Annotated in this window: 20 protein-coding genes; 7 read left to right on the forward strand and 13 right to left on the reverse strand. The window is 59.4% G+C overall.

Annotated elements, in window-relative coordinates; all coding sequences use genetic code 11:
• Window positions 1–594: 594 nt before the first annotated feature.
• The 8 genes from aceA to HBO19_RS17755 form a co-directional block, all read right to left on the reverse strand.
• A complete protein-coding gene (gene aceA, locus HBO19_RS17720) occupies window positions 595–1920 on the reverse strand; it encodes an isocitrate lyase (protein WP_003219577.1) in 1326 nt (441 codons plus the stop codon).
• Between the two features lie 507 nt (window positions 1921–2427).
• The gene (locus tag HBO19_RS17725) at window positions 2428–3153 is read right to left on the reverse strand and encodes a secretin N-terminal domain-containing protein (RefSeq protein ID WP_170057966.1); all 726 of its coding nucleotides are present in this window, start codon (window positions 3151–3153) and stop codon (window positions 2428–2430) included.
• Window positions 3154–3390: 237 nt separating this feature from the next.
• Window positions 3391–3813: a GNAT family N-acetyltransferase gene (locus HBO19_RS17730; protein ID WP_169954348.1), complete on the reverse strand. Its 423-nt coding sequence runs from the start codon at window positions 3811–3813 to the stop codon at window positions 3391–3393.
• Window positions 3806–4975 (reverse strand): cupin domain-containing protein, encoded by a 1170-nt coding sequence (locus HBO19_RS17735; RefSeq protein WP_170057967.1) that lies wholly within the window; start codon window positions 4973–4975, stop codon window positions 3806–3808. The genes HBO19_RS17730 and HBO19_RS17735 overlap by 8 nt, the downstream gene beginning before the upstream one ends.
• Window positions 4976–5059: 84 nt before the next feature.
• A complete protein-coding gene (gene purB, locus HBO19_RS17740) occupies window positions 5060–6430 on the reverse strand; it encodes an adenylosuccinate lyase (RefSeq protein WP_029293372.1) in 1371 nt (456 codons plus the stop codon).
• A 125-nt stretch (window positions 6431–6555) separates the two neighbouring features.
• The gene (gene hflD, locus HBO19_RS17745) at window positions 6556–7179 is read right to left on the reverse strand and encodes a high frequency lysogenization protein HflD (protein WP_005789104.1); all 624 of its coding nucleotides are present in this window, start codon (window positions 7177–7179) and stop codon (window positions 6556–6558) included.
• Window positions 7176–8300, reverse strand: a complete 1125-nt coding sequence (mnmA, locus tag HBO19_RS17750) for a tRNA 2-thiouridine(34) synthase MnmA (protein WP_169954347.1) — start codon at window positions 8298–8300, stop codon at window positions 7176–7178. Before mnmA ends, hflD begins: the two co-directional genes overlap by 4 nt.
• 59 nt (window positions 8301–8359) lie before the next feature.
• Complete coding sequence (locus HBO19_RS17755) at window positions 8360–8806, reverse strand: NUDIX hydrolase (protein WP_169954346.1); 447 nt, start codon at window positions 8804–8806, stop codon at window positions 8360–8362.
• 212 nt (window positions 8807–9018) lie between these two features.
• Between HBO19_RS17755 and HBO19_RS17760 the strand changes: the two genes are divergently transcribed.
• Together HBO19_RS17760 and HBO19_RS17765 are read left to right on the forward strand one after the other, a co-directional pair.
• On the forward strand, window positions 9019–9915 hold the full coding sequence (locus HBO19_RS17760) for a DMT family transporter (protein ID WP_170057968.1): 897 nt from the start codon (window positions 9019–9021) through the stop codon (window positions 9913–9915).
• 80 nt (window positions 9916–9995) lie between these two features.
• Window positions 9996–10877, forward strand: coding sequence for a LysR family transcriptional regulator (locus HBO19_RS17765; RefSeq protein ID WP_170057969.1), 882 nt, complete (start codon window positions 9996–9998; stop codon window positions 10875–10877).
• A 50-nt stretch (window positions 10878–10927) separates the two neighbouring features.
• Here HBO19_RS17765 and HBO19_RS17770 read toward each other — a convergent pair whose 3' ends face one another.
• Window positions 10928–13153, reverse strand: coding sequence for an NADP-dependent isocitrate dehydrogenase (locus HBO19_RS17770; RefSeq protein WP_170057970.1), 2226 nt, complete (start codon window positions 13151–13153; stop codon window positions 10928–10930).
• Between the two features lie 495 nt (window positions 13154–13648).
• Here HBO19_RS17770 and icd point away from each other — a divergent pair, with 495 nt between their 5' ends.
• Window positions 13649–14905 carry an NADP-dependent isocitrate dehydrogenase gene (icd, locus tag HBO19_RS17775; protein ID WP_169954344.1) on the forward strand — a complete coding sequence of 419 codons (1257 nt, stop codon included), beginning with the start codon at window positions 13649–13651 and terminating at the stop codon, window positions 14903–14905.
• Between the two features lie 68 nt (window positions 14906–14973).
• Here the strand turns inward: icd and cspD are convergent, their stop codons facing one another.
• Complete coding sequence (gene cspD / locus HBO19_RS17780; RefSeq protein ID WP_169954343.1) at window positions 14974–15273, reverse strand: cold shock domain-containing protein CspD; 300 nt, start codon at window positions 15271–15273, stop codon at window positions 14974–14976.
• 224 nt (window positions 15274–15497) lie between these two features.
• Here cspD and clpS point away from each other — a divergent pair, with 224 nt between their 5' ends.
• Together clpS and clpA are read left to right on the forward strand one after the other, a co-directional pair.
• On the forward strand, window positions 15498–15866 hold the full coding sequence (gene clpS, locus HBO19_RS17785; RefSeq protein WP_029293391.1) for an ATP-dependent Clp protease adapter ClpS: 369 nt from the start codon (window positions 15498–15500) through the stop codon (window positions 15864–15866).
• Window positions 15867–15895: 29 nt separating this feature from the next.
• Window positions 15896–18166, forward strand: a complete 2271-nt coding sequence (gene clpA / locus HBO19_RS17790; protein WP_070995983.1) for an ATP-dependent Clp protease ATP-binding subunit ClpA — start codon at window positions 15896–15898, stop codon at window positions 18164–18166.
• Window positions 18167–18318: 152 nt separating this feature from the next.
• Here the strand turns inward: clpA and infA are convergent, their stop codons facing one another.
• The 3 genes from infA to aat form a co-directional block, all read right to left on the reverse strand.
• Window positions 18319–18537, reverse strand: coding sequence for a translation initiation factor IF-1 (gene infA / locus HBO19_RS17795; RefSeq protein ID WP_002553999.1), 219 nt, complete (start codon window positions 18535–18537; stop codon window positions 18319–18321).
• A gap of 100 nt (window positions 18538–18637) precedes the next feature.
• A complete protein-coding gene (locus HBO19_RS17800) occupies window positions 18638–19345 on the reverse strand; it encodes an arginyltransferase (RefSeq protein ID WP_169954342.1) in 708 nt (235 codons plus the stop codon).
• A 55-nt stretch (window positions 19346–19400) separates the two neighbouring features.
• The gene (gene aat / locus HBO19_RS17805; protein ID WP_169954341.1) at window positions 19401–20081 is read right to left on the reverse strand and encodes a leucyl/phenylalanyl-tRNA--protein transferase; all 681 of its coding nucleotides are present in this window, start codon (window positions 20079–20081) and stop codon (window positions 19401–19403) included.
• A 521-nt stretch (window positions 20082–20602) separates the two neighbouring features.
• On the opposite strand from aat, the gene HBO19_RS17810 reads away from it, so the two are divergent.
• Both HBO19_RS17810 and lolA read left to right on the forward strand, forming a co-directional pair.
• Window positions 20603–23008, forward strand: coding sequence for a DNA translocase FtsK (locus HBO19_RS17810; protein ID WP_169954340.1), 2406 nt, complete (start codon window positions 20603–20605; stop codon window positions 23006–23008).
• Window positions 23009–23065: 57 nt separating this feature from the next.
• Window positions 23066–23689 (forward strand): outer membrane lipoprotein chaperone LolA, encoded by a 624-nt coding sequence (gene lolA / locus HBO19_RS17815; RefSeq protein WP_029293564.1) that lies wholly within the window; start codon window positions 23066–23068, stop codon window positions 23687–23689.
• Window positions 23690–23699 lie beyond the last annotated feature (10 nt).

A 23699-nucleotide genomic window follows, 5' to 3' on the forward strand; every position in this document is an offset into this window, starting at 1 on the left:
ATGTCGCAGCGCAATCAATCGCGGTGATTTTATGGCTAAACACCTAGCAAGTAAAATTCCTGTAGCTAAATTATTCGCTGAAATAAGGACATAGTGCACCTTTATGGGGCTGTAGCCCAGACGCTGCGGGCATTAGCTTGATTTTAATCAATTGTGTTTTGTTTAGGGTGTAACGAAGTTTTATTGCTCTAAATGATAATGAATATTGTTTGCAAGAGTTTTAAGCGGATAATGAGCGGGGCGCAGGGAAAGTTGTTGTTACTTGCCCGTTTGGCGCAAGTTGCCAGCGCGCAACTTTTAACTGATTTTTTCTGGGCGAATACCGCTCTGGATCAAGGTTTTGCGCAAAAAACGCCAGGCTGAGCGCATTTTCATTGTGGGAGCGGGCTTGCTCGCGATAGCGGTGTGTCAGCCAGCACTTTCTTGACTGACATATCGCCATCGCGAGCAAGCCCGCTCCCACATTTTGATCTTCACTGGGTCCGGAGCGATTTTTCAGGCAAAAAAAACGCCCCGAACCAGTCGGGGCGTCAGATCGTGCGGCACTGCGGTTAGCTTTCTATCGGGCCCGCAATGGCCGTGTACTCAGTTTACTCAGTGGAACTGTTCTTCTTCGGTCGAACCGGTCAGCGCGGTCACGGACGAGGTGCCGCCCTGGATCACGGTGGTCATGTCGTCGAAGTAGCCAGTGCCCACTTCCTGCTGGTGCGCCACGAAGGTGTAGCCTTTGGCGGCGTCAGCGAATTCCTGCTCCTGCAGCTTCACGTAGGCAGTCATGTCGTTGCGGGCGTAGTCGTGCGCCAGGTTGAACATGCTGTGCCACATGTTGTGAATGCCGGCCAGGGTGATGAACTGGTGCTTGTAGCCCATGGCGGACAGTTCGCGCTGGAACTTGGCGATGGTCGCGTCGTCCAGGTTCTTCTTCCAGTTGAAGGAAGGCGAGCAGTTGTAGGACAGCAGTTGGTCCGGGTATTCCTTCTTGATCGCCTCGGCGAAGCGACGGGCTTCGTCCAGGTCTGGCTTGGCGGTTTCGCACCAGATCAGGTCGGCGTACGGCGCGTAGGCCAGGCCACGGGCAATGGCTTGATCCAGGCCTGCACGCACCTTGTAGAAACCTTCCTGGGTGCGCTCGCCAGTCACGAACGGCTGGTCGTACGGGTCGCAGTCCGAAGTCAGCAGGTCAGCGGCGTTGGCGTCGGTACGGGCCAGGATGATGGTCGGCGTGCCGGCTACGTCAGCTGCCAGGCGGGCAGCGGTCAGCTTCTGTACGGCTTCCTGGGTTGGAACCAGGACCTTGCCGCCCATGTGGCCGCATTTTTTCACGGAAGCCAGTTGGTCTTCGAAGTGCACGCCGGCGGCGCCTGCCTCGATCATGCTTTTCATCAGCTCGTAGGCGTTCAGTACGCCACCGAAACCGGCTTCGGCGTCCGCCACGATTGGCGCGAAGTAGTCGATGTAGCCTTCGTCGCCCGGACCTTTACCGGCTTTCCACTGGATCTGGTCGGCGCGGCGGAACGAGTTGTTGATGCGCTTGACCACGGTTGGCACGGAGTCCACCGGGTACAGCGATTGGTCAGGGTACATGGACTCGGCGGAGTTGTTGTCCGCAGCCACTTGCCAGCCGGACAGGTAGATCGCCTGGATGCCGGCCTTGACTTGTTGCACAGCCTGGCCGCCGGTCAGGGCACCCATGCAGTTGACGAAATCTTTCTCGGGGCGGAAGGACGGCTTGGCGCCCTGGGTAACCAGCTTCCACAGCTTCTCGGCGCCCAGTTTTGCAAAGGTGTGCTCAGGTTGAACCGAGCCGCGCAGGCGGACGACGTCAGCAGCGGAGTAAGCGCGAGTCACGCCTTTCCAGCGTGGGTTTTCAGCCCAGTCTTTTTCAAGGGCTGCAATTTGCTGTTCGCGTGTCAGTGCCATGGGGAAAAACCTCGTCGCGTCTTTGTGGAAAAACTACTGGGTTGAAAATTCCGTTTGCCAGCCACGTATTCAGTGCGTGGTTATGGCTGCTCGCTGACCAGAAGCTTAGGCGGTCAAGTTGGGCTTGGCGGGGAAGGCGACGGGATGAACGATAGGCTCAAGGGAGAAAGTGAGCAGGTAGAGGCGAACCGAGAACAGTCTTCGGGCGTCGTGGGCCTTGGTACGATCCATCAGTGTGTTGCCGGGTTACCTGGTTAGCTTCCGTCCCTCGGGACAACTTCGTTCCAGTCGCAACCTCGTCAAACACGCCTTGTGGGCGGTACAGACACGAATCGGCTCAGGTGGGTAACTTGGAGCGACGATCCGAAGGCCCTTGCCAGGGCCCCTGATTAGCGGGAGCGAGGCCATCATGCCCATGCTTTTTTGGATCGTCAAATGTTTTGTAGTGCTTTTTTTATGGCACTACATCTTTGGTCTAATACGACTAATCAGTCAGTTTTTGGTGCTTCAGTTCAAGGCCTCGACTTTGACCCGCACTGTCAGGTCATCCCGGCCCTGGGTCGAGTAGGTGCGGGTTGTGCCCTGTTTGTCGGCCTGGGTCTGGCGATTGATGCCGGCCAGGGTGATCCACTCGCCCAGGCGCCCGCTGACGGTTGTGTCGGTACTTTGCACGTTCACTACATCGGGACGTTCCTGGCTCATGCGGTCACGATTGGTGCTGATGCTCAGGTGCACGGTCTCGCCGGTGACGCTGGCGGTCACGTAGAAGCCCTGGGTGACGTTGCGGTACTGGGTCTGGTTTTGCGGGCGGCCGTAGGCGTCGGGCTGGGTGGTGGTCAGGGGGACGCTCTGGCCGACCTGGATCAGCGCGGGCACACCTTCGCTGGCCTGGATCTGCTGGATCCCGCCCTCTCGGCTTTCGGTGCTGTAGGTAATGACCTGGCGGTTGGCCTGCTGATTGTTCTCATTAGTGTCGACGGTGATCAGCAGGCGCTTGGACGGGGTGTCCAGCTGTGTGAGCAGGGCGCGCAGGCCCTGGATCTTGTCGGGTTCGGCATTCACGATCAGTTGATTGCCGTAGGCGCTGACCGTGCCGTCCTTGCCAATGAAATTCTGCGCCACGGGTAACAGGTCGGCGCTGGTGCGGTTGTTCAGGGGTACGACTTCAGTGGCTGCCATTGCTGAAAAGCTGGCGGCCATGAGCAGGCTGGCGACTAGGGTGCGTAGGGACATGTCCGTTATCTCTGCAAGTCATTTGGGCTTGATGGTGCCAGTTTATCGGCCCGGAGGGGCGCGAGTTGAATCGTAGACGGCAAAAGGCCCTGGCATCGGGGATGGCAGGGCCTTTTTGGGTGTTGCTGATATCGTCATCGCAGGCAAGCCAGCTCCCGCACCGGCTGCGTCGCTCGAGGCATGCGCGGTCGAATGTGGGAGCTGGCTTGCCTGCGATGGCCGCGCCATGGTCTTAAATCAACCCTCGCGCTCCATATCAACATGGGGAATCCCGACTTCCAGGAATTCCCCGCTGACGATCTTGAACCCCAGCCGCTCATAGAACGGCGCGGCATACACCTGTGCGCTGAGGAACTGCCGGGTCTGGCCGCGTTTTTCGGCCTGGCCGATCACTGCTTCCATCAGCTTGTCGCCGACTTTCAGCCCGCGCCAGTCCTTGAGGACCGACACGCGACCGATCTCGCCGCTGGGTAGCAGGCGCGCAGTGCCAATCGGAAAGTCGCCTTCGAATGCGAGGAAATGCATGGCCCCGGCGTCGTCTGCGTCCCATTCCAGCTCAGGTGGAACCGATTGCTCAGCGATAAATACCGCTTCACGAATGCGCCGGATCTCGGCGATATCCTTTTGCCAGTCTGCGACACTTACGTGAATTTTATTCATCGGCAAACCCCAGGCTTCCTTGCTTGACCAGTTCGCACAGCAGGTCGCGGCCATCTTCATCGGCCAGCCACGGACCCAGGTTGTCGACGTGCAGGGCGTCGGCCGCGCAGATCAGCTTCAGCAGCTCGCGCAGTTTGCCCGGCAGGTAACGGCTCTGGCCACTGGCGAACAGCAGTACATCGTCGTCCACTTCCGACCAGGCCAGACGTGCGCTCGGATTGCGGATCAGGACTGCACCGTCTTCCAGGCTGCTGATGACTTCATCCTGCGCCAGCTCTTCAGGGCCGGCGACCAGTTCCGGGTAGCGTGGCTCGGTCATGAATTGGCCGAACCAGGTCAGCAGCATGCGTTCGTCGCTCATGTGCTCGGCCAGCAGGCTTTTCAGGCGGTCGAGGGCGTCGCTCTGGATTTGGTGCGGGTCGCTGACAGGCTGGGCGTCGGCGTCGGTGTAGCGCTCCTCATCTGTCAGGTACTGGCTGAGGAAGTCGGTGAAATGGGTCAGCACTTCAGCGGCGCTCGGTGCGCGGAAGCCTACCGAGTAGGTCATGCAGTCATCTTCAGCGATGCCAAAGTGCGCCAGGCGCGGCGGCAGGTAGAGCATGTCGCCCGGCTCCAGCACCCATTCGGCGCTCTCTTCGAATTCGGCGAGGATGCGCAGGTCGGCGTGTTGCAGCAGCGGGCTTTCCGAGCTGCACATCTGGCCGATCTTCCAGTTGCGCTTGCCCTGGGCTTGCAGCAGGAACACATCGTAGTTATCGAAGTGTGGGCCTACGCTGCCACCGGGGGCGGCAAAGCTGATCATCACGTCGTCGATGCGCCAGCTTGGCAGGAAGCGGAACTGCTCCAGCAACTCGGCCACTTGCGGTACGAACTGGTCGACCGCCTGCACCAGCAGGGTCCACTCGCGCTCTGGCAGGGTGCTGAAGGCGTCTTCGGCAAACGGGCCGCGGCGCAGTTCCCATGGGCGCTCGCCGTGCTCGATCACCAGGCGTGACTCGACTTCTTCTTCCAGCGCCAGGCCGGCCAGTTCGTCGGCGTCGATCGGGCTTTCGAAATCAGGGATGGCCTGGCGGATCAGCAGCGGTTTTTTCTGCCAGTAGTCGCGCAGGAATTCCCGTGCCGTGATGCCGCCCAGAAGTTGAAGAGGAATATCAGGATTCATGTGTAACCTATTGAAAAAAAGCACTTTTCAGACGGGAATAAAAACGCCCGGCGCTGCCGGGCGTCTCAAGGGATCAAGCCGCAATCAGATGCGTTTGGCTTGGTCTACAGCGTTGCCGATGTAGTTGGCCGGGGTCAGCAGTTTCAGCTCGGCCTTGGCCGCGGCTGGCATGTCCAGGCCGTCGATGAAAGTTTGCAGCGCCTCGGGGCTGATGCCCTTGCCGCGTGTCAACTCTTTCAGCTTTTCGTAGGGGTTTTCGATGTTGTAGCGGCGCATTACGGTCTGGATCGGCTCGGCCAGGACTTCCCAGCAAGCGTCCAGGTCAGCGGCGATTTTCTGCGCGTTGAGTTCCAGTTTGCTGATGCCTTTGAGGCTGGCTTCGTAGGCGATCACGCTATGGGCAAAGCCCACGCCGAGGTTGCGCAGTACGGTGGAGTCGGTCAGGTCGCGCTGCCAGCGGGAGATCGGCAACTTGCTGGCCAGGTGCTGGAACAAGGCGTTGGCGATGCCCAGGTTGCCTTCGGAGTTTTCGAAGTCGATCGGGTTGACCTTGTGCGGCATGGTCGAGGAGCCGATTTCGCCCGCGATGGTGCGCTGCTTGAAGTAGCCCAGGGAGATGTAGCCCCAGATATCGCGATCGAAGTCGATCAGGATGGTGTTGAAGCGCGCAATGGCGTCGAACAGCTCGGCGATGTAGTCGTGGGGTTCGATCTGCGTGGTGTACGGGTTGAAACCCAGGCCCAGCTCGTCTTCGATGAAGGCGCGGGCGTTGGCTTCCCAGTCGATCTCAGGGTAGGCCGACAGGTGCGCGTTGTAGTTGCCCACGGCGCCGTTGATCTTGCCCAGCAGTGGCACGGCAGCCACTTGCGCGATCTGGCGTTCCAGGCGGTACACCACGTTGGCCAGTTCTTTGCCCAGGGTGGTCGGCGAGGCCGGCTGGCCGTGGGTGCGCGACAGCATCGGCACGTCGGCGAAGCGGATAGCCAGTTCGCGGATGGCGTTGGCGGTCTGGCGCATCAGTGGCAGCATCACGTCATCACGGCCTTCGCGCAGCATCAGGGCGTGGGACAGGTTGTTGATGTCCTCGCTGGTGCAGGCAAAGTGGATGAACTCGCTGACCTGGGCCAGTTCCGGCAACTTGGCCGCTTGCTCTTTGAGCAGGTACTCGATGGCTTTGACGTCGTGGTTGGTGGTGCGCTCGATCTCTTTCACACGCTCGGCGTGCTCCAGGGAGAAGTTTTCCGCCAGGGTGTTCAGTACAGCGTTAGCCTCGGCGGAGAACGCCGGCACTTCGCTGATGGCAGGGTGAGCGGCCAGGCGCTGGAGCCAGCGCACTTCAACCAGTACGCGAGCACGGATCAGGCCGTATTCGCTGAAAATAGGGCGCAGGGCCTGGGTCTTGCCGGCGTAGCGGCCGTCAACAGGGGAAACCGCAGTGAGCGAAGAGAGCTGCATGGGGTGTTCTCGGACAGTCGGGCAACGAAATGGGGCGCGTATCATACATGAAAAAATCCGCCGGTCCGTTGCCAACTGACCGGCGTATTACGCGTAACGGCTTGAAAATAGCCCGCGGCTGCGACTTATTCGTTGCGCATCAACGGGTAAAGCTCTTTGAGCAATTTGCGACGGCTGATGACCAACTGCCAACGATGACCGCCCAACTGCCGCCACAACCGCGCTGAACGGATACCGGCCAAGAGCAGGGCGCGGATTTTCGAGGCGTTGTTGGGTTGTTGCAGGTTGCGCATGTCGCCGTGGACCTGGATCCGCTGGCGCAAGGTGCTCAAGGTGTCCTGGTACAAAGCGCCACAGGCCGCGATCACGTTCTCGTGGGCCGGGCCGAAGTGCTCTACCTGGGACTGGATCTGCGGCAGGCGCTTGCCGATGGTTTCCAGCAGGTCGTCGCGCTTGGCCAGTTGCCGCTCAAGGCCGAGCATCGACAACGCATAGCGCAGCGGCTCGCGCTGCAGGGTGCTGGGGTCGCGCTCGAGGGCGCCGATCAGCGCGCGATAACCTTCGCGCAGGCTCAGGTCATCGCCACCGTACACATCCAGGGTGTCCTTCGGGTCAACCACCAGCAGGCTGCCGAGCATGCAGGTCAGGCCTGCCTCGGTCACCTGGCCGGTCTTGGCGATCTTGTCCACCAGCACGGCGGCGAGAAACACCCCGCCCAGTGCTGTCAATTGCTCCTGGGTCGGGCTCATGCCGGGGTGCTCCAGGGTTCGGCGACTTCAATCACGCCGCCCCCCAGGCAGATCTCACCGTCGTAGAACACCACGGACTGGCCGGGCGTGACCGCGCGTTGCGGGTCATCGAACGTGGCACGGTAGCCATTGGCGGTTTTTTCCAGGGTGCAGGGCTGGTCGCTCTGGCGATAGCGCACCTTGGCAGTCAGGCGGCGTGGGCTGCTCAGGTCGATCGGGTTGACCCAATAAATCTCCGAAGCCAGCAGTGCGCCGGAGAACAGCAGCGGATGCTCGTTGCCTTGGCCGACGATCAGTACGTTGTGTTCCAGATCCTTGACCAGCACGTACCACGGCTCTTCACCGGCGTCCTTCAAGCCGCCGATACCCAGGCCCTGGCGCTGGCCGATGGTGTGGTACATCAGGCCGTGGTGACGGCCGATGACTTCGCCTTCGGTGGTCTTGATCTCGCCCGGCTGGGCTGGCAGGTATTGCTTGAGGAAGTCGCTGAAGCGGCGCTCGCCGATAAAGCAGATCCCGGTGGAATCCTTTTTCTTGGCGGTGGCCAGGCCATGTTTCTCGGCGATCTTGCGCACTTCGGGCTTTTCCAGTTCGCCCACCGGGAACAGGGTCTTGGCGATCTGTTCACCGCCCACGGCGTGCAGGAAGTAACTCTGGTCCTTGTTCGGGTCCAGGCCCTTGAGCAATTCGGTGCGGCCATCGATATCGCGACGGCGCACGTAGTGGCCAGTGGCAATCAGGTCGGCGCCGAGGATCATGGCGTAATCGAGGAACGCCTTGAACTTGATTTCGCGGTTGCACAGGATGTCCGGGTTCGGCGTACGACCGGCCTTGTATTCGGCCAGGAAATGTTCGAACACGTTGTCCCAGTACTCGGCGGCAAAGTTGGCGGTGTGCAGCTTGATGCCAATCTTGTCGCACACGGCCTGGGCGTCCGCCAGGTCGTCCATGGCGGTGCAGTATTCCGTTCCATCGTCTTCTTCCCAGTTCTTCATGAACAGGCCTTCCACCTCATAACCCTGCTCCATGAGCAGAACGGCGGAAACGGAAGAATCCACGCCGCCGGACATGCCGACGATGACGCGCTTCTTTTGTGTGTCAGAAGGGGCTGGATCACGCATAGGATTTCAACGGGTGTCTTGAAAAAGGACGCGATTCTAGCAGGCCCGAGCCCGCAAGGCTAAAGAGAAGGGCGGATCAGCTCTAGACTATGGCGCTGACCGGCCAAATAGTCATCGATACAGCGAATGATCAACTCGCTGCGCCAGTCGTCGCGCAAGGCTATCAGCTCGTCACGGCTCAGCCAGCGGGCGCGCACGATACCTTCGTCCAGTTGATAGTCCGGGTGGTGTCGCAGGGCCTTGGCGATGAAGCAGACCCGTTGGTAGGTCACGCCATTGCTGGGGGCGGTGTACAGGTAGATGCCGACGATGCCGGTGGCTTCGACGTCCCAGCCGGTTTCTTCGAGGGTTTCGCGCACGGCGGCTTCGGTCAGGGTTTCGTGCGGGTCGAGATGGCCGGCAGGCTGGTTGAGCACGGCGCGGCCGCCCTTGAGCTCTTCGACCATGAGGAAGCGGCCATTGTCTTCGACGATGGTGGCGACGGTGATGTGGGGTTGCCAGGTCATGGAGTGCCTCGGTTCAAGGGATGGCGCTGTTTTTGGACAGGGTTGCTATCAATGGGGGAGCGGCAAGCCAGCTCCCGCATTCTGATTCGGTTTCCGCAGTGGGCAGGTGGTGCATAAGCAAAATGCATGCTGCGCCGCACATTATATGATTTTACCGCTGGCAAGCCGGGGCGCAGTTTACCTCTCCAGAACAGTCGTTATTGGAGAGTGTCATGAAGCCGATTGCCCACAAAAGCTACGAGGCGCGTCTTACCTCCCCGCTGCCCATTGCCTTCATCCTGCTGTGGAGCTCTGGTTATATCGGTGGCGCTTTTGGTGTGCGTTATGGCGAGCCTTTCACCATGACGTTCTACCGTTTTGCTCTGGCGGCCTTGGTTTTCCTGGGGGTTGCGCTCGCCATCAAGGCTGAGTGGCCCAGGCGGCTTACACCTTACCTTCACGCGGCAGCCGTGGGCTTGCTCTTGCAGGCTCTGCAATTTGGCGGCCTATACACCGGGATAAGTCAGGGCGTCCCGGCTGGGCAAGCTGCGCTGATTGTCGGGTTGATGCCAGTGTTCGTGGTGATCGGTGCCTATTTCTGCCTGGGTGAACAATTAAGTTGGCGTGATCTGCCGGGCTCGATCCTGGGCGTGGGCGGTGTCGCCATCGTTGTGGCCAACAGTTTTTTTGGCTCCGGGGCATCAATGGGCGGTTACGGCGCAGTAGGTCTAGCGCTGGTCGGGATTACGCTTGGCACGCTCTATCAAAAGCGCTTTCTGGGTGGGGTCAACCTGTGGGTGGGCTGCTTCATTCAGATGGTCACCGCGTCGTTGGTAATGCTGGCGCTGGCCTACACCACAGAAACCATGCACGTCACAGAATGGGTGCCCTTCGCTGCTTCGGTGGCCTGGATCACCCTGATGAACTCGGTAGGCGCACTGACGTTGCTGTACCTCATGATTCGGCGAGGCGAGGCGAGCAAGGCCACCAATCTGTTTCATGTGATTCCAGCGGTCACTCAGATCATGGCCTCGGTGACGTTGGGGGAGGCTCCAGGTGCGCTGGCGATTGCAGGTTTTGTGGTGTCCGGAGTGGGTGTTTACCTGATGAACCATGCGCACACCCGTTAGGGAGGTTGGCGTTCTTGACAGATCGGGGTGCCACCTTGCACTAATGCTCGGGCGCATTTACTCATTCGCTTCGGTGTGCCATGAGAGTCAATCTTGATGTTCAGTCCCTGCGCAGCTTCCTCAAGGTTGCGCAGTTGGGCAGTTTTACCCGGGCTGCCCAGGCGCTGAGTCTGACGCAGCCTGCGATTAGTCAGCAGGTCCGGCGTCTGGAGGAATTACTCGGCGTCGGGCTTTTTGTCCGCGATAACCGCCAAGTGTTGCTGACTCTCGAAGGTGAGCGACTGATCGGTTATGCCCAGCAGATCCTGGAGCTCAACGACAAGGTCGGTGGGCTGTTCGATGTCAGCCGTAGCCAGGAGTCCGTGACGCTCGGCATCCCCGAATATTTTTCCGAGCAGATCCTGCAGCGCGTTATCGCAGCGGTGGCCGTTGAATTGCCGTCAGTCCGGATCGGGGTCAAAGTGGCGCGTTCCCTGGTGCTTGCGCAGGCGTTCAACGAGGGCGGGATTGATATTGGCCTGATGATTGACGAGCTGCCCAAGGTCAGCGGGGAGCCTTTGCATGCGCTTTCACTGAGGTGGCTGGGTGGCGAGCATGCTGGCGTGCCTGCCGAGGGGCAGGAGCTCTTGTTGGCGTTGTTCAAGGCGCCTTGCATATTCAGGAGTCTGGCGATCCGGCGCTTAGAGGAGAGTGGGATCAGATGGCGCTGTGTGTATGAGTCCGAGGACTTGGTGTCGTTGCGTTCAGCAGTCCAGGCCGGGGTTGGCGTGACGCTGCTGCCCTGGTTCGCCCAGGTGCAGGGCCTCAAAAGCCTGGAGGCGCTTGCCCATCTGCCGCAGCTACCCCGGTTTGGCGTCGAGCTTAGGCCGCGGGCGGGTTGGGAGCCGTGGTACAGGTCGCAGTTGCTGGCGATTATCGAGAGCGCCTGGCGTGCGGAGTACGGCGCGGTTTTAAAAGGCTGAAAACACAAACCCCGGCACATGGCCGGGGTTTGTGATGTCGCCCTACAGCATTACTTCAGTGCAGCGATGGCCGCATTGAGGGTAGCGCTCGGACGCATGGCCTTGCTGGTCAGCTCAGGATTCGGCGCGTAGTAGCCGCCGATGTCCACTGGCTTGCCCTGTACTGCGTTGAGTTCGGCAACGATGGTTGCCTCGTTCTCGGCCAGGGTTTTTGCCAGTTGAGCGAACTGCGCCTGCAGCGCGGTATCTTCAGTCTGGGTGGCCAGGGCTTGTGCCCAGTACAGCGCCAGGTAGTAGTGGCTGCCGCGGTTGTCGATGTTGCCGACTTTGCGCGATGGCGACTTGTTGTTGTCGAGGAACTGGCCGGTAGCCTGGTCCAGGGTCTTGGACAGTACCAGGGCTTTCGGGTTGTTGTAGTTCACACCCAAATGCTCAAGGGAGGCTGCCAGGGCCAGGAATTCGCCCAGGGAGTCCCAACGCAGGAAGTTTTCTTCCAGCAGTTGCTGCACGTGTTTTGGCGCCGAACCGCCAGCGCCGGTTTCGAACAGGCCGCCACCGTTCATCAGCGGCACGATCGACAGCATCTTGGCGCTGGTGCCCAGTTCCATGATCGGGAACAGGTCAGTCAGGTAGTCGCGCAGTACGTTGCCGGTCACCGAGATGGTGTCCAGGCCCTTGCGGGTGCGTTCCAGGGTGAACTTCATCGCGTCGACCGGCGACATGATGCGGATGTCCAGGCCTTCGGTGTTGTGGTCTTTCAGGTAGGCCTGGACTTTCTCGACCACTACGCCGTCGTGGGCGCGCAGCGGGTCCAGCCAGAAAATGGCCGGGGTGTTGCTGGCGCGGGCGCGGTTGACGGCCAGTTTGACCCAGTCCTGGATCGGAGCGTCTTTGGTCTGGCACATGCGGAAGATGTCGCCGGCTTCAACCGACTGTTCCATCAGCAGCTTGCCCTGGCTGTCGGTGACGCGGACTACGCCGTCGGCCTTGATCTGGAAAGTCTTGTCGTGGGAGCCGTACTCTTCGGCTTTCTTCGCCATCAGGCCAACGTTTGGCACGCTGCCCATGGTGGTTGGATCGAAGGCGCCATTGGCCTTGCAGTCTTCGATGACCGCCTGGTAGATGGTGGCGTAGCAGCGATCCGGGATCACGGCCTTGGTGTCGTGCAACTGACCGTCAGTGCCCCACATCTTGCCGGAGTCACGGATCATGGCCGGCATCGAGGCGTCGACGATTACGTCGCTCGGCACGTGCAGGTTGGTGATGCCTTTGTCGGAGTTGACCATCGCCAGGGAAGGGCGAGCGGCGTAGACCGCCTGGATGTCAGCTTCGATCTGCGCTTGCTGGTCGGCCGGCAGGGCCTTGATGCGGGCGTACAGGTCGCCGATGCCGTTGTTCAGGTTGAAGCCGATCTGCTCCAGCACAGTGGCGTGCTTGGCCAGGGCGTCTTTATAGAACTCGGCAACGATCTGGCCGAACATGATCGGGTCGGAGACCTTCATCATGGTGGCTTTGAGGTGGACCGACAGCAGCACGCCTTGTTTCTTGGCGTCTTCGATTTCGGCGGCAATGAACGCGCGCAGGGCGTTCTTGCTCAGCACGGCGCTGTCGAGGATCTCGCCGGCCAGTGCGGAGGTTTTTTCTTTCAGGATGGTGGTGCTGCCATCCTTGCCGACCAGCTCGATTTTGACAGCATCGGCGGCTTCGATCTGTACGGCTTTTTCGCTGCCGTAGAAGTCGCCGTTGCTCATGTGAGCCACGTGGGACTTGGAGTCAGCGGCCCAGGCGCCCATTTTGTGCGGGTGCTTGCGTGCGTAGTTCTTGACCGACAGTGGCGCGCGGCGATCGGAGTTGCCTTCGCGCAGGACCGGGTTTACGGCGCTGCCCTTGACCTTGTCGTAACGTGCACGGGTTTCTTTTTCCGCGTCGGTGGTTACGGTTTCCGGGTAGTCCGGCAGGGCGTAGCCCTGGGCCTGCAGTTCCTTGATCGCGGCTTGCAGCTGCGGGGTCGAGGCGCTGATGTTAGGCAGCTTGATGATATTGGCTTCGGGGGTAACGGCCAGGGCGCCCAGTTCGGCGAGGTGGTCCGCAACGGCCTTGGTGCCCAGTTGCTCGGGGAAGCTTGCGAGGATGCGCCCTGCGAGGGAGATGTCGCGGGTTTCCACTTCAATATCAGCGGAAGCGGTGAAGGCCTCTACGATAGGCAGCAGTGAATAGGTGGCGAGGGCTGGGGCTTCGTCGGTGAAGGTATAGATGATCTTCGAGCGGGTGGGCATATTCGGATTAACTCTCTTCTTTGCTAAAAGCGTGCGCGGAAACTCGAGATGCGCCGGGTAAAGCGCGTTCGTTCAAAGTCATCCATGAGCCGAATGTCGATGTTTCTTCGCGGTGATGTTGGGTTGCATCAGTCGAGCGTCAAGCGGGTGGGCTACGGTGGCAGCCCGGCTTTTTCAGGCGCAGGTGCTCGATATAGAGCGGTCGGCCGTCGTGACTCTTTGGTCAGCGGCGGCATTATACATAGGTCGCTATGCTTACGCCGAGCCTTCATACAAAAGGTGGGTCGTCCATTGGTCTAAAGGTCGCAGGGACCGGATTGCGCCTAAAGTCGCACACAGTGCTCAAGTTTGGCGTTTTTCCCTTTTGTTTCAAGGTTGTAGGCGACTAAATCTACGGTTTTCGCAGCAAATGTGCCGGGTGCAAGGTTCCAGTCCACATACAACTGGAGTAGGCTCGGGCACAGCCAGATGTTCAATCCACAAACGGAGTTCAGCATGGGATACAAGAAGATTCAGGTTCCGGCAGTCGGCGACAAAATCACCGTCAACGCAGACCATTCTCTCAATGTTCCTGACAACCCGATCATTCCCTTCATCGAAGGTGACGGTATTGGCGTCGACATCAGCCCGGTGATGATTAAGGTGGTCGATGCAGCTGTTAACAAGGCTTACGGCGGCAAGCGCAAAATCTCCTGGATGGAGGTGTATGCCGGCGAGAAGGCGACTCAAGTTTACGACCAGGACACCTGGCTGCCCCAGGAAACCCTGGACGCGGTCAAGGACTACGTAGTTTCCATCAAGGGCCCGCTGACCACGCCGGTCGGTGGTGGTATCCGCTCGCTGAACGTGGCCCTGCGCCAGCAACTGGACCTGTATGTATGTCTGCGTCCGGTGCGTTGGTTCGAAGGTGTGCCAAGCCCGGTCAAGAAGCCTGGCGATGTGGACATGACCATCTTCCGTGAGAACTCCGAGGATATTTACGCCGGCATCGAGTGGAAGGCCGGTTCGCCTGAGGCCATCAAGGTCATCAAGTTCCTCAAGGAAGAGATGGGTGTTACCAAGATTCGTTTCGACCAGGATTGCGGGATTGGCATCAAGCCGGTTTCCAAAGAGGGCACCAAGCGCCTGGCGCGCAAGGCCCTGCAATATGTAGTGGATAACGACCGTGAGTCGCTGACCATCGTGCACAAAGGCAACATTATGAAGTTCACCGAAGGTGCCTTCAAGGAATGGGCCTACGAAGTGGCGGCCGAAGAGTTCGGCGCAACCCTGCTTGATGGCGGGCCGTGGATGCAGTTCAAGAACCCGCGCACTGGCCGCAATGTAGTGGTCAAGGATGCGATTGCCGACGCCATGCTCCAGCAGATCCTGCTGCGCCCGGCCGAATACGACGTGATCGCCACCCTCAACCTCAACGGTGACTATCTCTCCGACGCCCTGGCGGCAGAAGTGGGCGGCATCGGTATTGCGCCGGGCGCCAACCTGTCCGACACCGTGGCAATGTTCGAAGCCACCCACGGTACTGCGCCAAAATACGCCGGCAAGGACCAGGTCAACCCGGGTTCGCTGATTCTGTCGGCGGAAATGATGCTGCGCCACATGGGCTGGACCGAGGCGGCCGACCTGATCATCAAGGGCACCAACGGGGCGATTTCGGCCAAGACCGTGACCTATGACTTCGAGCGTCTTATGGACGGCGCCAAGTTGGTGTCGTCGTCGGGTTTCGGTGATGCGCTGATTTCACATATGTAAGTCGAAGGCTATAAAAAACGGCCATCCTGATAGCTCAGGGTGGCCGTTTTTTAATGCGCAGTGGCTGATCAGGCCGTTTGCTGCTCTTTGGAATGAGCGGGTTTACCTTTATTGTTGTGCTTGTCTTCGTGCTGTTTCCCGGGTGCGGTCGCGCCTGCTGCACTGATAGCTACAGCATGCAGGCCCTTGGGCCCCTGGATGATTTCAAAGGACACCAATTGACCTGCTTTCAGCGTTTTATAGCCCTCCATGGCAATTGCCGAATAATGCGCAAAAAGGTCTTCTTCCTTGCCGTCTTCATTAATGAAGCCGTACCCCTTGGCATTGTTGAACCATTTGACCTTGCCACTGATCTTGACGCCAGACATACCCATATCCCTCTGCACCAGACTCCATCACTGGAGTATCATCCAGTTTATCCGTCCTAACCCGAATAAATAAGGTTGACTGCGCGGACCTTTTTTACCCACTGTGGGTTCTATTGGTTGTAACACCGTTTTGCCGATAGTCAAGGTGACCAGTCGGTCGGAGTTGAATTTCTGACAGGTCGCCCCCATCACTGTAAATGCACAACAGACGAACCTTTCTTTCCATGCATGCATTCAGCCAGATTCGACTAACATTCAATCAGGATCGCCCGGATCATCTAGAAGACGATGACGGTTCTGCAGGCATCGCTGTTCAGGAGGCCAAGCCTGCTTTACAGGCGCCGCCGATGTACAAGGTGGTTTTGTTCAATGATGACTACACGCCGATGGATTTCGTCGTCGAAGTGCTCGAGGTGTTTTTTAATCTGAACCGCGAGTTGGCGACCAAGGTAATGCTGGCCGTTCACACAGAAGGACGGGCAGTATGTGGAGTGTTTACCCGCGACATCGCCGAGACCAAGGCCATGCAGGTCAACCAGTACGCCAGGGAAAGCCAGCATCCGCTACTCTGTGAAATCGAGAAGGACGGTTAACTCCGACCACTTGGGTATGAGGTGAAGCTATGTTAAACCGCGAGCTCGAAGTCACCCTCAATCTTGCCTTCAAGGAGGCCCGTTCGAAGCGTCATGAATTCATGACCGTCGAACACCTGCTGCTGGCACTTTTGGATAACGAAGCTGCCGCCACGGTCCTGCGTGCGTGCGGCGCCAACCTCGACAAGCTCAAGCATGATTTGCAGGAGTTTATCGACTCCACCACGCCACTGATCCCCGTGCATGACGAGGACCGCGAGACCCAGCCAACTCTGGGCTTCCAGCGGGTGTTGCAGCGTGCTGTCTTCCACGTGCAGAGCTCCGGCAAGCGGGAAGTGACGGGCGCCAATGTATTGGTTGCCATCTTCAGCGAGCAGGAAAGCCAGGCGGTATTCCTGCTCAAGCAGCAGAGCGTGGCGCGTATCGATGTCGTCAACTACATCGCCCATGGCATCTCGAAAGTGCCAGGGCATGGCGATCACTCCGAGGGTGAGCAGGATATGCAGGACGACGAGGGCGGTGAGTCTTCTTCTTCAAGCAACCCGCTGGATGCCTACGCCAGCAATCTCAACGAACTGGCGCGCCAGGGGCGGATCGATCCGCTGGTGGGGCGCGAGATGGAAGTTGAGCGTGTTGCGCAGATCCTCGCGCGTCGTCGCAAGAACAACCCTTTGCTGGTGGGCGAGGCGGGCGTGGGCAAGACCGCGATTGCCGAAGGCCTGGCCAAGCGCATTGTTGATAACCAGGTGCCTGACCTGCTGGCCAACAGTGTCGTCTACTCCCTGGACCTGGGGGCGCTGCTCGCCGGGACCAAGTACCGTGGCGACTTTGAAAAGCGTTTCAAGGCTTTGCTTGGCGAGCTGAAAAAGCGTCCGCAGGCGATCCTGTTCATTGATGAGATCCACACCATCATTGGCGCCGGTGCGGCTTCCGGTGGGGTGATGGATGCGTCCAACCTGCTCAAGCCGCTGCTGTCTTCGGGTGATATCCGCTGCATCGGCTCGACCACGTTCCAGGAATTTCGCGGGATCTTCGAAAAAGACCGTGCCCTGGCACGGCGCTTCCAGAAAGTCGACGTGTCCGAGCCTTCGGTTGAAGACACTATTGGCATCCTGCGCGGCCTGAAAGGACGCTTCGAAGCACACCACGGCATCGAATACAGTGATGAGGCGCTGCGTGCAGCCGCCGAGCTGGCTTCGCGCTACATCAATGACCGGCACATGCCGGACAAAGCCATCGATGTGATTGACGAAGCGGGTGCCTACCAGCGCCTGCAGCCGGTAGAGAAGCGCGTGAAGCGCATCGAGGTGGCCCAGGTCGAGGATATCGTGGCGAAAATCGCGCGTATTCCGCCAAAGCACGTCACCAGTTCCGACAAGGAGCTGCTGCGTAACCTGGAGCGCGATCTCAAGCTGACGGTATTTGGCCAGGATGCGGCGATTGATTCGCTGTCGACGGCGATCAAGCTGTCCCGGGCCGGCCTCAAGTCGCCGGACAAGCCGGTGGGTTCGTTCCTGTTCGCCGGCCCTACCGGCGTCGGCAAGACCGAAGCCGCGCGGCAGTTGGCCAAGGCCATGGGCATTGAGCTGGTGCGGTTCGACATGTCCGAATACATGGAGCGCCACACTGTGTCGCGCCTGATCGGTGCGCCTCCGGGCTATGTCGGCTTCGACCAGGGCGGCCTGTTGACCGAGGCGATCACCAAGCAGCCGCATTGCGTACTGTTGCTCGATGAAATCGAAAAGGCTCACCCGGAAGTCTTCAACCTGCTGCTGCAGGTGATGGACCACGGGACCCTGACCGACAACAACGGGCGCAAGGCGGATTTCCGCAACGTGATCGTGATCATGACCACTAACGCCGGTGCCGAGACGGCCGCGCGGGCTTCCATTGGCTTTACTCATCAGGATCACTCTTCCGACGCCATGGAAGTGATCAAGAAGAGCTTCACGCCGGAATTCCGCAACCGCCTGGACACCATTATCCAGTTTGGTCGCCTCAGCCATGAGGTTATCAAGAGCGTGGTGGACAAGTTCCTTACCGAGCTTCAGGCGCAGTTGGAAGACAAGCGCGTACAGCTGGAGGTGACGGAAGCGGCACGCAGTTGGATCGCCGAGGGTGGTTACGACGCGGCAATGGGCGCTCGTCCAATGGCGCGTCTGATCCAGGACAAGATCAAGCGGCCGTTGGCCGAAGAGATCCTGTTTGGCGAGCTCTCCGACCATGGTGGCGTGGTGCATATCGATTTGAAGGACGGCGAGCTGACCTTCGAGTTCGAGACCACTGCTGAAATGGCCTGATGCTTCGCAGCAGTAGAAAAGGCGCCGAAAGGCGCCTTTTTGCTGTCCGCCAAATCCCAGGCAAGCCAGCTCCCACACTCATTCTGCGGTGCTGGTTAAATCCCACACACACAAAAACGCCCGGCATAACCGGGCGTCTTGTATTGACTTGTTTAGCGGGCGCGGTAAGTGATGCGCCCTTTGCTCAAGTCATAGGGCGTCAGCTCGACGCGCACTTTGTCACCGGTAAGAATACGAATGTAGTTCTTGCGCATCTTGCCGGAGATATGCGCGGTTACGACGTGCCCATTTTCCAACTCCACACGAAACATGGTGTTGGGCAGGGTGTCGACGACAGTGCCTTCCATTTCGAAGCTGTCTTCTTTCGACATGCAGTAAAGCCCTCGGTATCCAGTGAATGGCCCGGTGCAACTGCGCCAGGCAAAAGCGGCGTGCATTGTGCCCGAAAAAGGGTGTTTAAGCCAAGGGGTTCTAGTTAAGCGTGACCCATCTTTGATTAATTAGTAGCTCAATGGGCCGATATTGGGTCTTGTAGTTCATCTTTTTGCAGTTTTTGATCCAGTATCCCAGGTACACCGCTTCCAGATTTTGCCTGGATGCTTCACCGATCTGCCACAAAATGGCAAAACGCCCTAGGCTGCGACGCTCTTCGGCGGGTTCATAAAAGGTATAGACCGCCGACAATCCATTGGGCAGCAGGTCGGTGACCGCGACCGCCAGCAGCCTTCCCTCAAGGCGGAACTCGTAGAAGCGCGAGAACGGCAGGTCGCGCACCAGGAACGTGGAAAACTGGTCGCGACTGGGTGGGAACATATCGCCGTCGGCGTGGCGTTGTTCGATATAGCGCTGGTAAAGATCGAAGTACTCTTCGCTGAAGCCGGGCTTGGCGGGGGTCACGATCAGGTCGGCATTGCGCTTGAGGATGCGTTTTTGATTACGGTCCGGCAAAAATTGCGCTACGGGGATGCGCGCCGGCACACAAGCGTTGCAGTTCTGGCAGTGCGGCCGGTACAGGTGGTCGCCGCTGCGCCGAAACCCCATCTCTGACAGATCGGCATACACATGCACGTCCATCGGCTGGCTGGGGTCGAGGAACAGCGTAGTGGCCTGTTCTTCGGGCAGGTAGCTGCAAGAGTGGGGTTGAGTGGCATAAAACTTCAAGCGCGCCAACTCGGTCATGATCAACCCTCGGATAAGCTTTGAAATAAGTGTAAGCCAGGTGCGCGCAAGTCGCCTAAGAAACCCATGGCCCACTGCTGGCTTGATCAAGATGGTCGCGCAGGTAACCGGCAAAGTCGCTGCGGGGAATGGCGCGGGCACCGAGGCTGTGCAGGTGATCGGTGGGCATCTGGCAGTCGATCAGCACAAAGCCCCAGGCCTGCAATTGCCTGACGAGCGTGGCAAAGCCGTATTTCGAGGCGTTGTCTGCGCGACTGAACATCGATTCGCCAAAAAACAGCTGGCCCATGGCCAGGCCATACAGGCCGCCGACCAGTTCGCCCTGGTCCCATACCTCGACGGAATGGGCATAGCCCCGTTGGTGAAGTTGCAGGTAGGCATTCTGCATGGCCTCGGTGATCCAGGTGCCGTCTGCATAGCTGCGAGGCGCAGCACAGGCCTGGATGACGGCGGCGAAGTCCTGGTCAAAGGTCACCTCGTAGCGTTGCTGGCGCAGCAGCTTGGCGAGGCTGCGGGACACGTGCAGCTCTGTGGGGAACAGCACCGTGCGCGGGTCTGGCGACCACCACAGGATGGGCTGGCCTTCGGAGAACCAGGGGAAGCAGCCATGGCGATAGGCCTGGACCAGGCGGTCGGCAGACAGGTCGCCACCGGCAGCCAGCAGGCCGTTGGGTTCACGCATGGCTTTGGCCAGCGGTGGAAACGTCAGGGTGTTGCGTTGCAGCCAGGTGAGCATGGGTAGTCGGGCTTACGGAAGGGGAGGGCGGTGACAGGCCAGGGCCCGTCGTGTAAGCAGTGATTATTGTCGACCCGGCGCCACTCGGCCAGCCCGATCATGTAATCAATGCCCTGATGCATGAGCGCGTGTTTCTGCAACTCTATAGCGGTGGTGCGGTCGTAATCGCGTCATGTCGCCATCCGTTGGGCGGGAATGCTGGGTAAAGCTTGTCCAGTCTGATAAAAACAGCTCATAAGCCTTTGTCAGTAAAGACAATGCATGCTCAAATTGAAGCGTATGAGCAATGCGCTTGTCTATGCTCCATGAGCGAGGCCGGCAGCGTGGCAACGGGCACACAAACCCGTACAATGGCGGCACTATGTCCTTGTGGGCCGGCATTAACGCCCGTTCATGAATGAGTCACGGAGTGTTAAAGGACGTTTGACGACGCTCGTTCACTTTTCATCTGCCCGGATTGGGCAGTATTTTTATAGTCATTCAACTGTTGGACGCGCTTAAGGCGCAGGAAAAGACCCGTTTTGAAGAAATCCGCCGCAGCACCCAAAACAGCAGTGGTACCGGCCTGGCGCCAGCACCTGCACTATCGGCTTAAGGAAGGCGCGCTGATTGCCATCGGTGCTTTGTGCCTGTTCCTGATGATGGCCTTGCTGACCTATGGCAAGGATGATCCAGGCTGGAGCCATAACAGCAAGATCGACGATGTGCAGAACTTCGGTGGGCCCGTGGGCTCCTACAGCGCCGATATCCTGTTCATGATCCTCGGCTATTTCGCTTATATCTTCCCGCTGCTGCTGGCGATCAAGACCTGGCAGATCTTCCGCCAGCGCCATGAACCGTGGCAGTGGAGCGGCTGGCTGTTCTCCTGGCGCCTGATCGGCCTGGTGTTCCTGGTGTTGTCGGGCGCGGCGCTGGCACATATTCATTTCCATGCGCCGACTGGCCTGCCGGCGGGTGCGGGTGGTGCCCTGGGCGAAAGCCTGGGTGACCTGGCGCGCAAGACCTTGAATATCCAGGGCAGCACGCTGATGTTCATCGCCCTGTTCCTGTTCGGCCTGACGGTATTTACCGACTTGTCGTGGTTCAAGGTCATGGATGTGACCGGCAAGATCACCCTCGACCTGTTCGAGCTGTTCCAGGGCGCCGCCAACCGCTGGTGGGCCGCTCGTGTGGATCGCAAGCGCATGGTTGCGCAATTGCGTGAAGTCGATACCCGGGTCAACGAAGTAGTGGCCCCGAGCACGCCGGACCGCCGTGAGCAGGCCAAGGTCAAGGAGCGTCTGATCGAACGCGAGCAGGCCCTGACCAAGCACATGTCCGACCGCGAGAAGCAAGTGCCGCCGGTTATCGCCCCGGCGCCCGTCAAGGCGCCCGAGCCAAGCCATCGGGTGCAGAAAGAAAAGCAGGCGCCGCTATTTATCGACAGCGCCGTCGAAGGCACCTTGCCGCCGATCTCGATCCTCGATCCGGCGGAAAAGAAACAGCTCAACTATTCCCCGGAATCCCTGGCGGCGGTCGGCCATCTGCTGGAAATCAAACTCAAGGAGTTTGGCGTCGAGGTGTCGGTGGACTCGATCCACCCGGGCCCTGTGATCACCCGTTACGAAATTCAGCCGGCCGCTGGGGTCAAGGTCAGCCGTATTGCAAACCTGGCCAAAGACCTGGCGCGCTCCCTGGCCGTGACCAGCGTGCGCGTGGTGGAAGTAATTCCCGGCAAAACCACCGTGGGTATCGAGATTCCCAACGAAGACCGGCAGATCGTGCGCTTCTCCGAAGTGCTGTCGACCCCGGAATACGACAACTTCAAATCGCCGGTCACCCTGGCTCTCGGGCATGACATTGGCGGTAAGCCGGTGATCACGGACCTGGCGAAAATGCCTCACCTGCTGGTTGCTGGTACCACCGGTTCCGGTAAATCGGTGGGTGTGAACGCAATGATCCTGTCGATCCTGTTCAAGTCCGGCCCGGAAGACGCCAAGCTGATCATGATCGACCCGAAGATGCTTGAACTGTCGATCTACGAAGGCATCCCGCACCTGCTGTGCCCGGTGGTGACCGACATGAAGGACGCCGCCAACGCCCTGCGCTGGAGCGTGGCCGAGATGGAGCGGCGCTACAAACTGATGGCGAAGATGGGCGTGCGTAACCTGTCTGGCTTCAACGCCAAGGTCAAGGAAGCCCAGGACGCCGGTACGCCACTGACCGACCCGCTGTACAAGCGCGAAAGCATTCACGATGAAGCGCCGCTACTGACCAAGCTGCCGACCATTGTCGTGGTGGTCGACGAATTCGCCGACATGATGATGATCGTCGGCAAGAAGGTCGAAGAATTGATCGCGCGTATCGCGCAGAAGGCCCGTGCGGCCGGGATCCACTTGATCCTCGCGACCCAGCGGCCGTCGGTGGATGTGATTACCGGCCTGATCAAGGCCAACATCCCGACCCGTATGGCGTTCCAGGTATCGAGCAAGATCGACTCACGGACCATCATCGACCAAGGCGGCGCCGAGCAACTGCTGGGCCATGGTGACATGCTCTACATGCCGCCCGGCACCAGCCTACCGATCCGTGTTCACGGCGCCTTCGTTTCCGATGACGAAGTGCATCGTGTGGTCGAGGCTTGGAAACTGCGCGGCGCGCCGGAATACAACGACGATATCCTGGCCGGTGTCGAGGAGGCCGGTAGCGGCTTCGACGGTGGCAGCGGCGGCGACGATGATGCCGAGACCGACGCGCTGTACGACGAAGCGGTGGCGTTCGTGCTGGAAAGCCGTCGCGCCTCGATCTCGGCGGTGCAACGTAAACTGAAGATCGGCTACAACCGCGCCGCGCGTATGATCGAATCCATGGAAATGGCCGGCGTCGTCACGGCCATGAACACCAACGGCTCGCGCGAAGTGATCGCGCCAGGGCCGATGCGCGACTGACCTCGTGCCGCGTGGCAGCATGCGGCGCGCCTTTCACATTATTCTATGAGGACTCCCATGCGTCTTATCCGCATGCTGTTGTTGCCGGCATTGGCCCTGACCGCGTTTTCGGCCCACGCAGACCAGGCATCCGTCGCGAGCCTGACCAACCTGCTGGACAAATCCAAGACCCTGACTGCGCGCTTCTCCCAGTTGACCCTGGACGGTGGCGGCACCCAGTTGCAGGAAACAGCCGGTGAAATGGCCGTGCAACGCCCAGGTCTGTTCTTCTGGAAGACCGACGCGCCCAACGAGCAGACCATCGTCTCCGATGGCAAGAAAGTCACGCTGTGGGACCCGGACCTGGAGCAGGCGACCATCAAGACCCTCGACCCACGCCTGAGCCAGACCCCGGCCTTGCTGTTGTCGGGTGATGTGTCGCAGATCAGCGAGAGTTTCGAGATTACCTCCAAGCAACAAAGCAACGTGATCGACTTCACCCTCAAGCCCAAGTCCAAGGACACGTTGTTCGACAGCCTGCGCCTGTCGTTTCGCAATGGCGTGATCAACGATATGCAACTGGTCGACAGCGTCGGCCAACGCACCAATATCTTGTTCACCGGGGTCAAGGCCAATGAGCCGGTCCCGGCCTCCACGTTCAAGTTCGACATCCCCAAGGGTGCCGATGTGATCCAGGAGTAAATCGCTGCCC

The organism is Pseudomonas sp. WS 5021 (assembly GCF_012985535.1).
Classification (GTDB): Bacteria; Pseudomonadota; Gammaproteobacteria; order Pseudomonadales; family Pseudomonadaceae; genus Aquipseudomonas.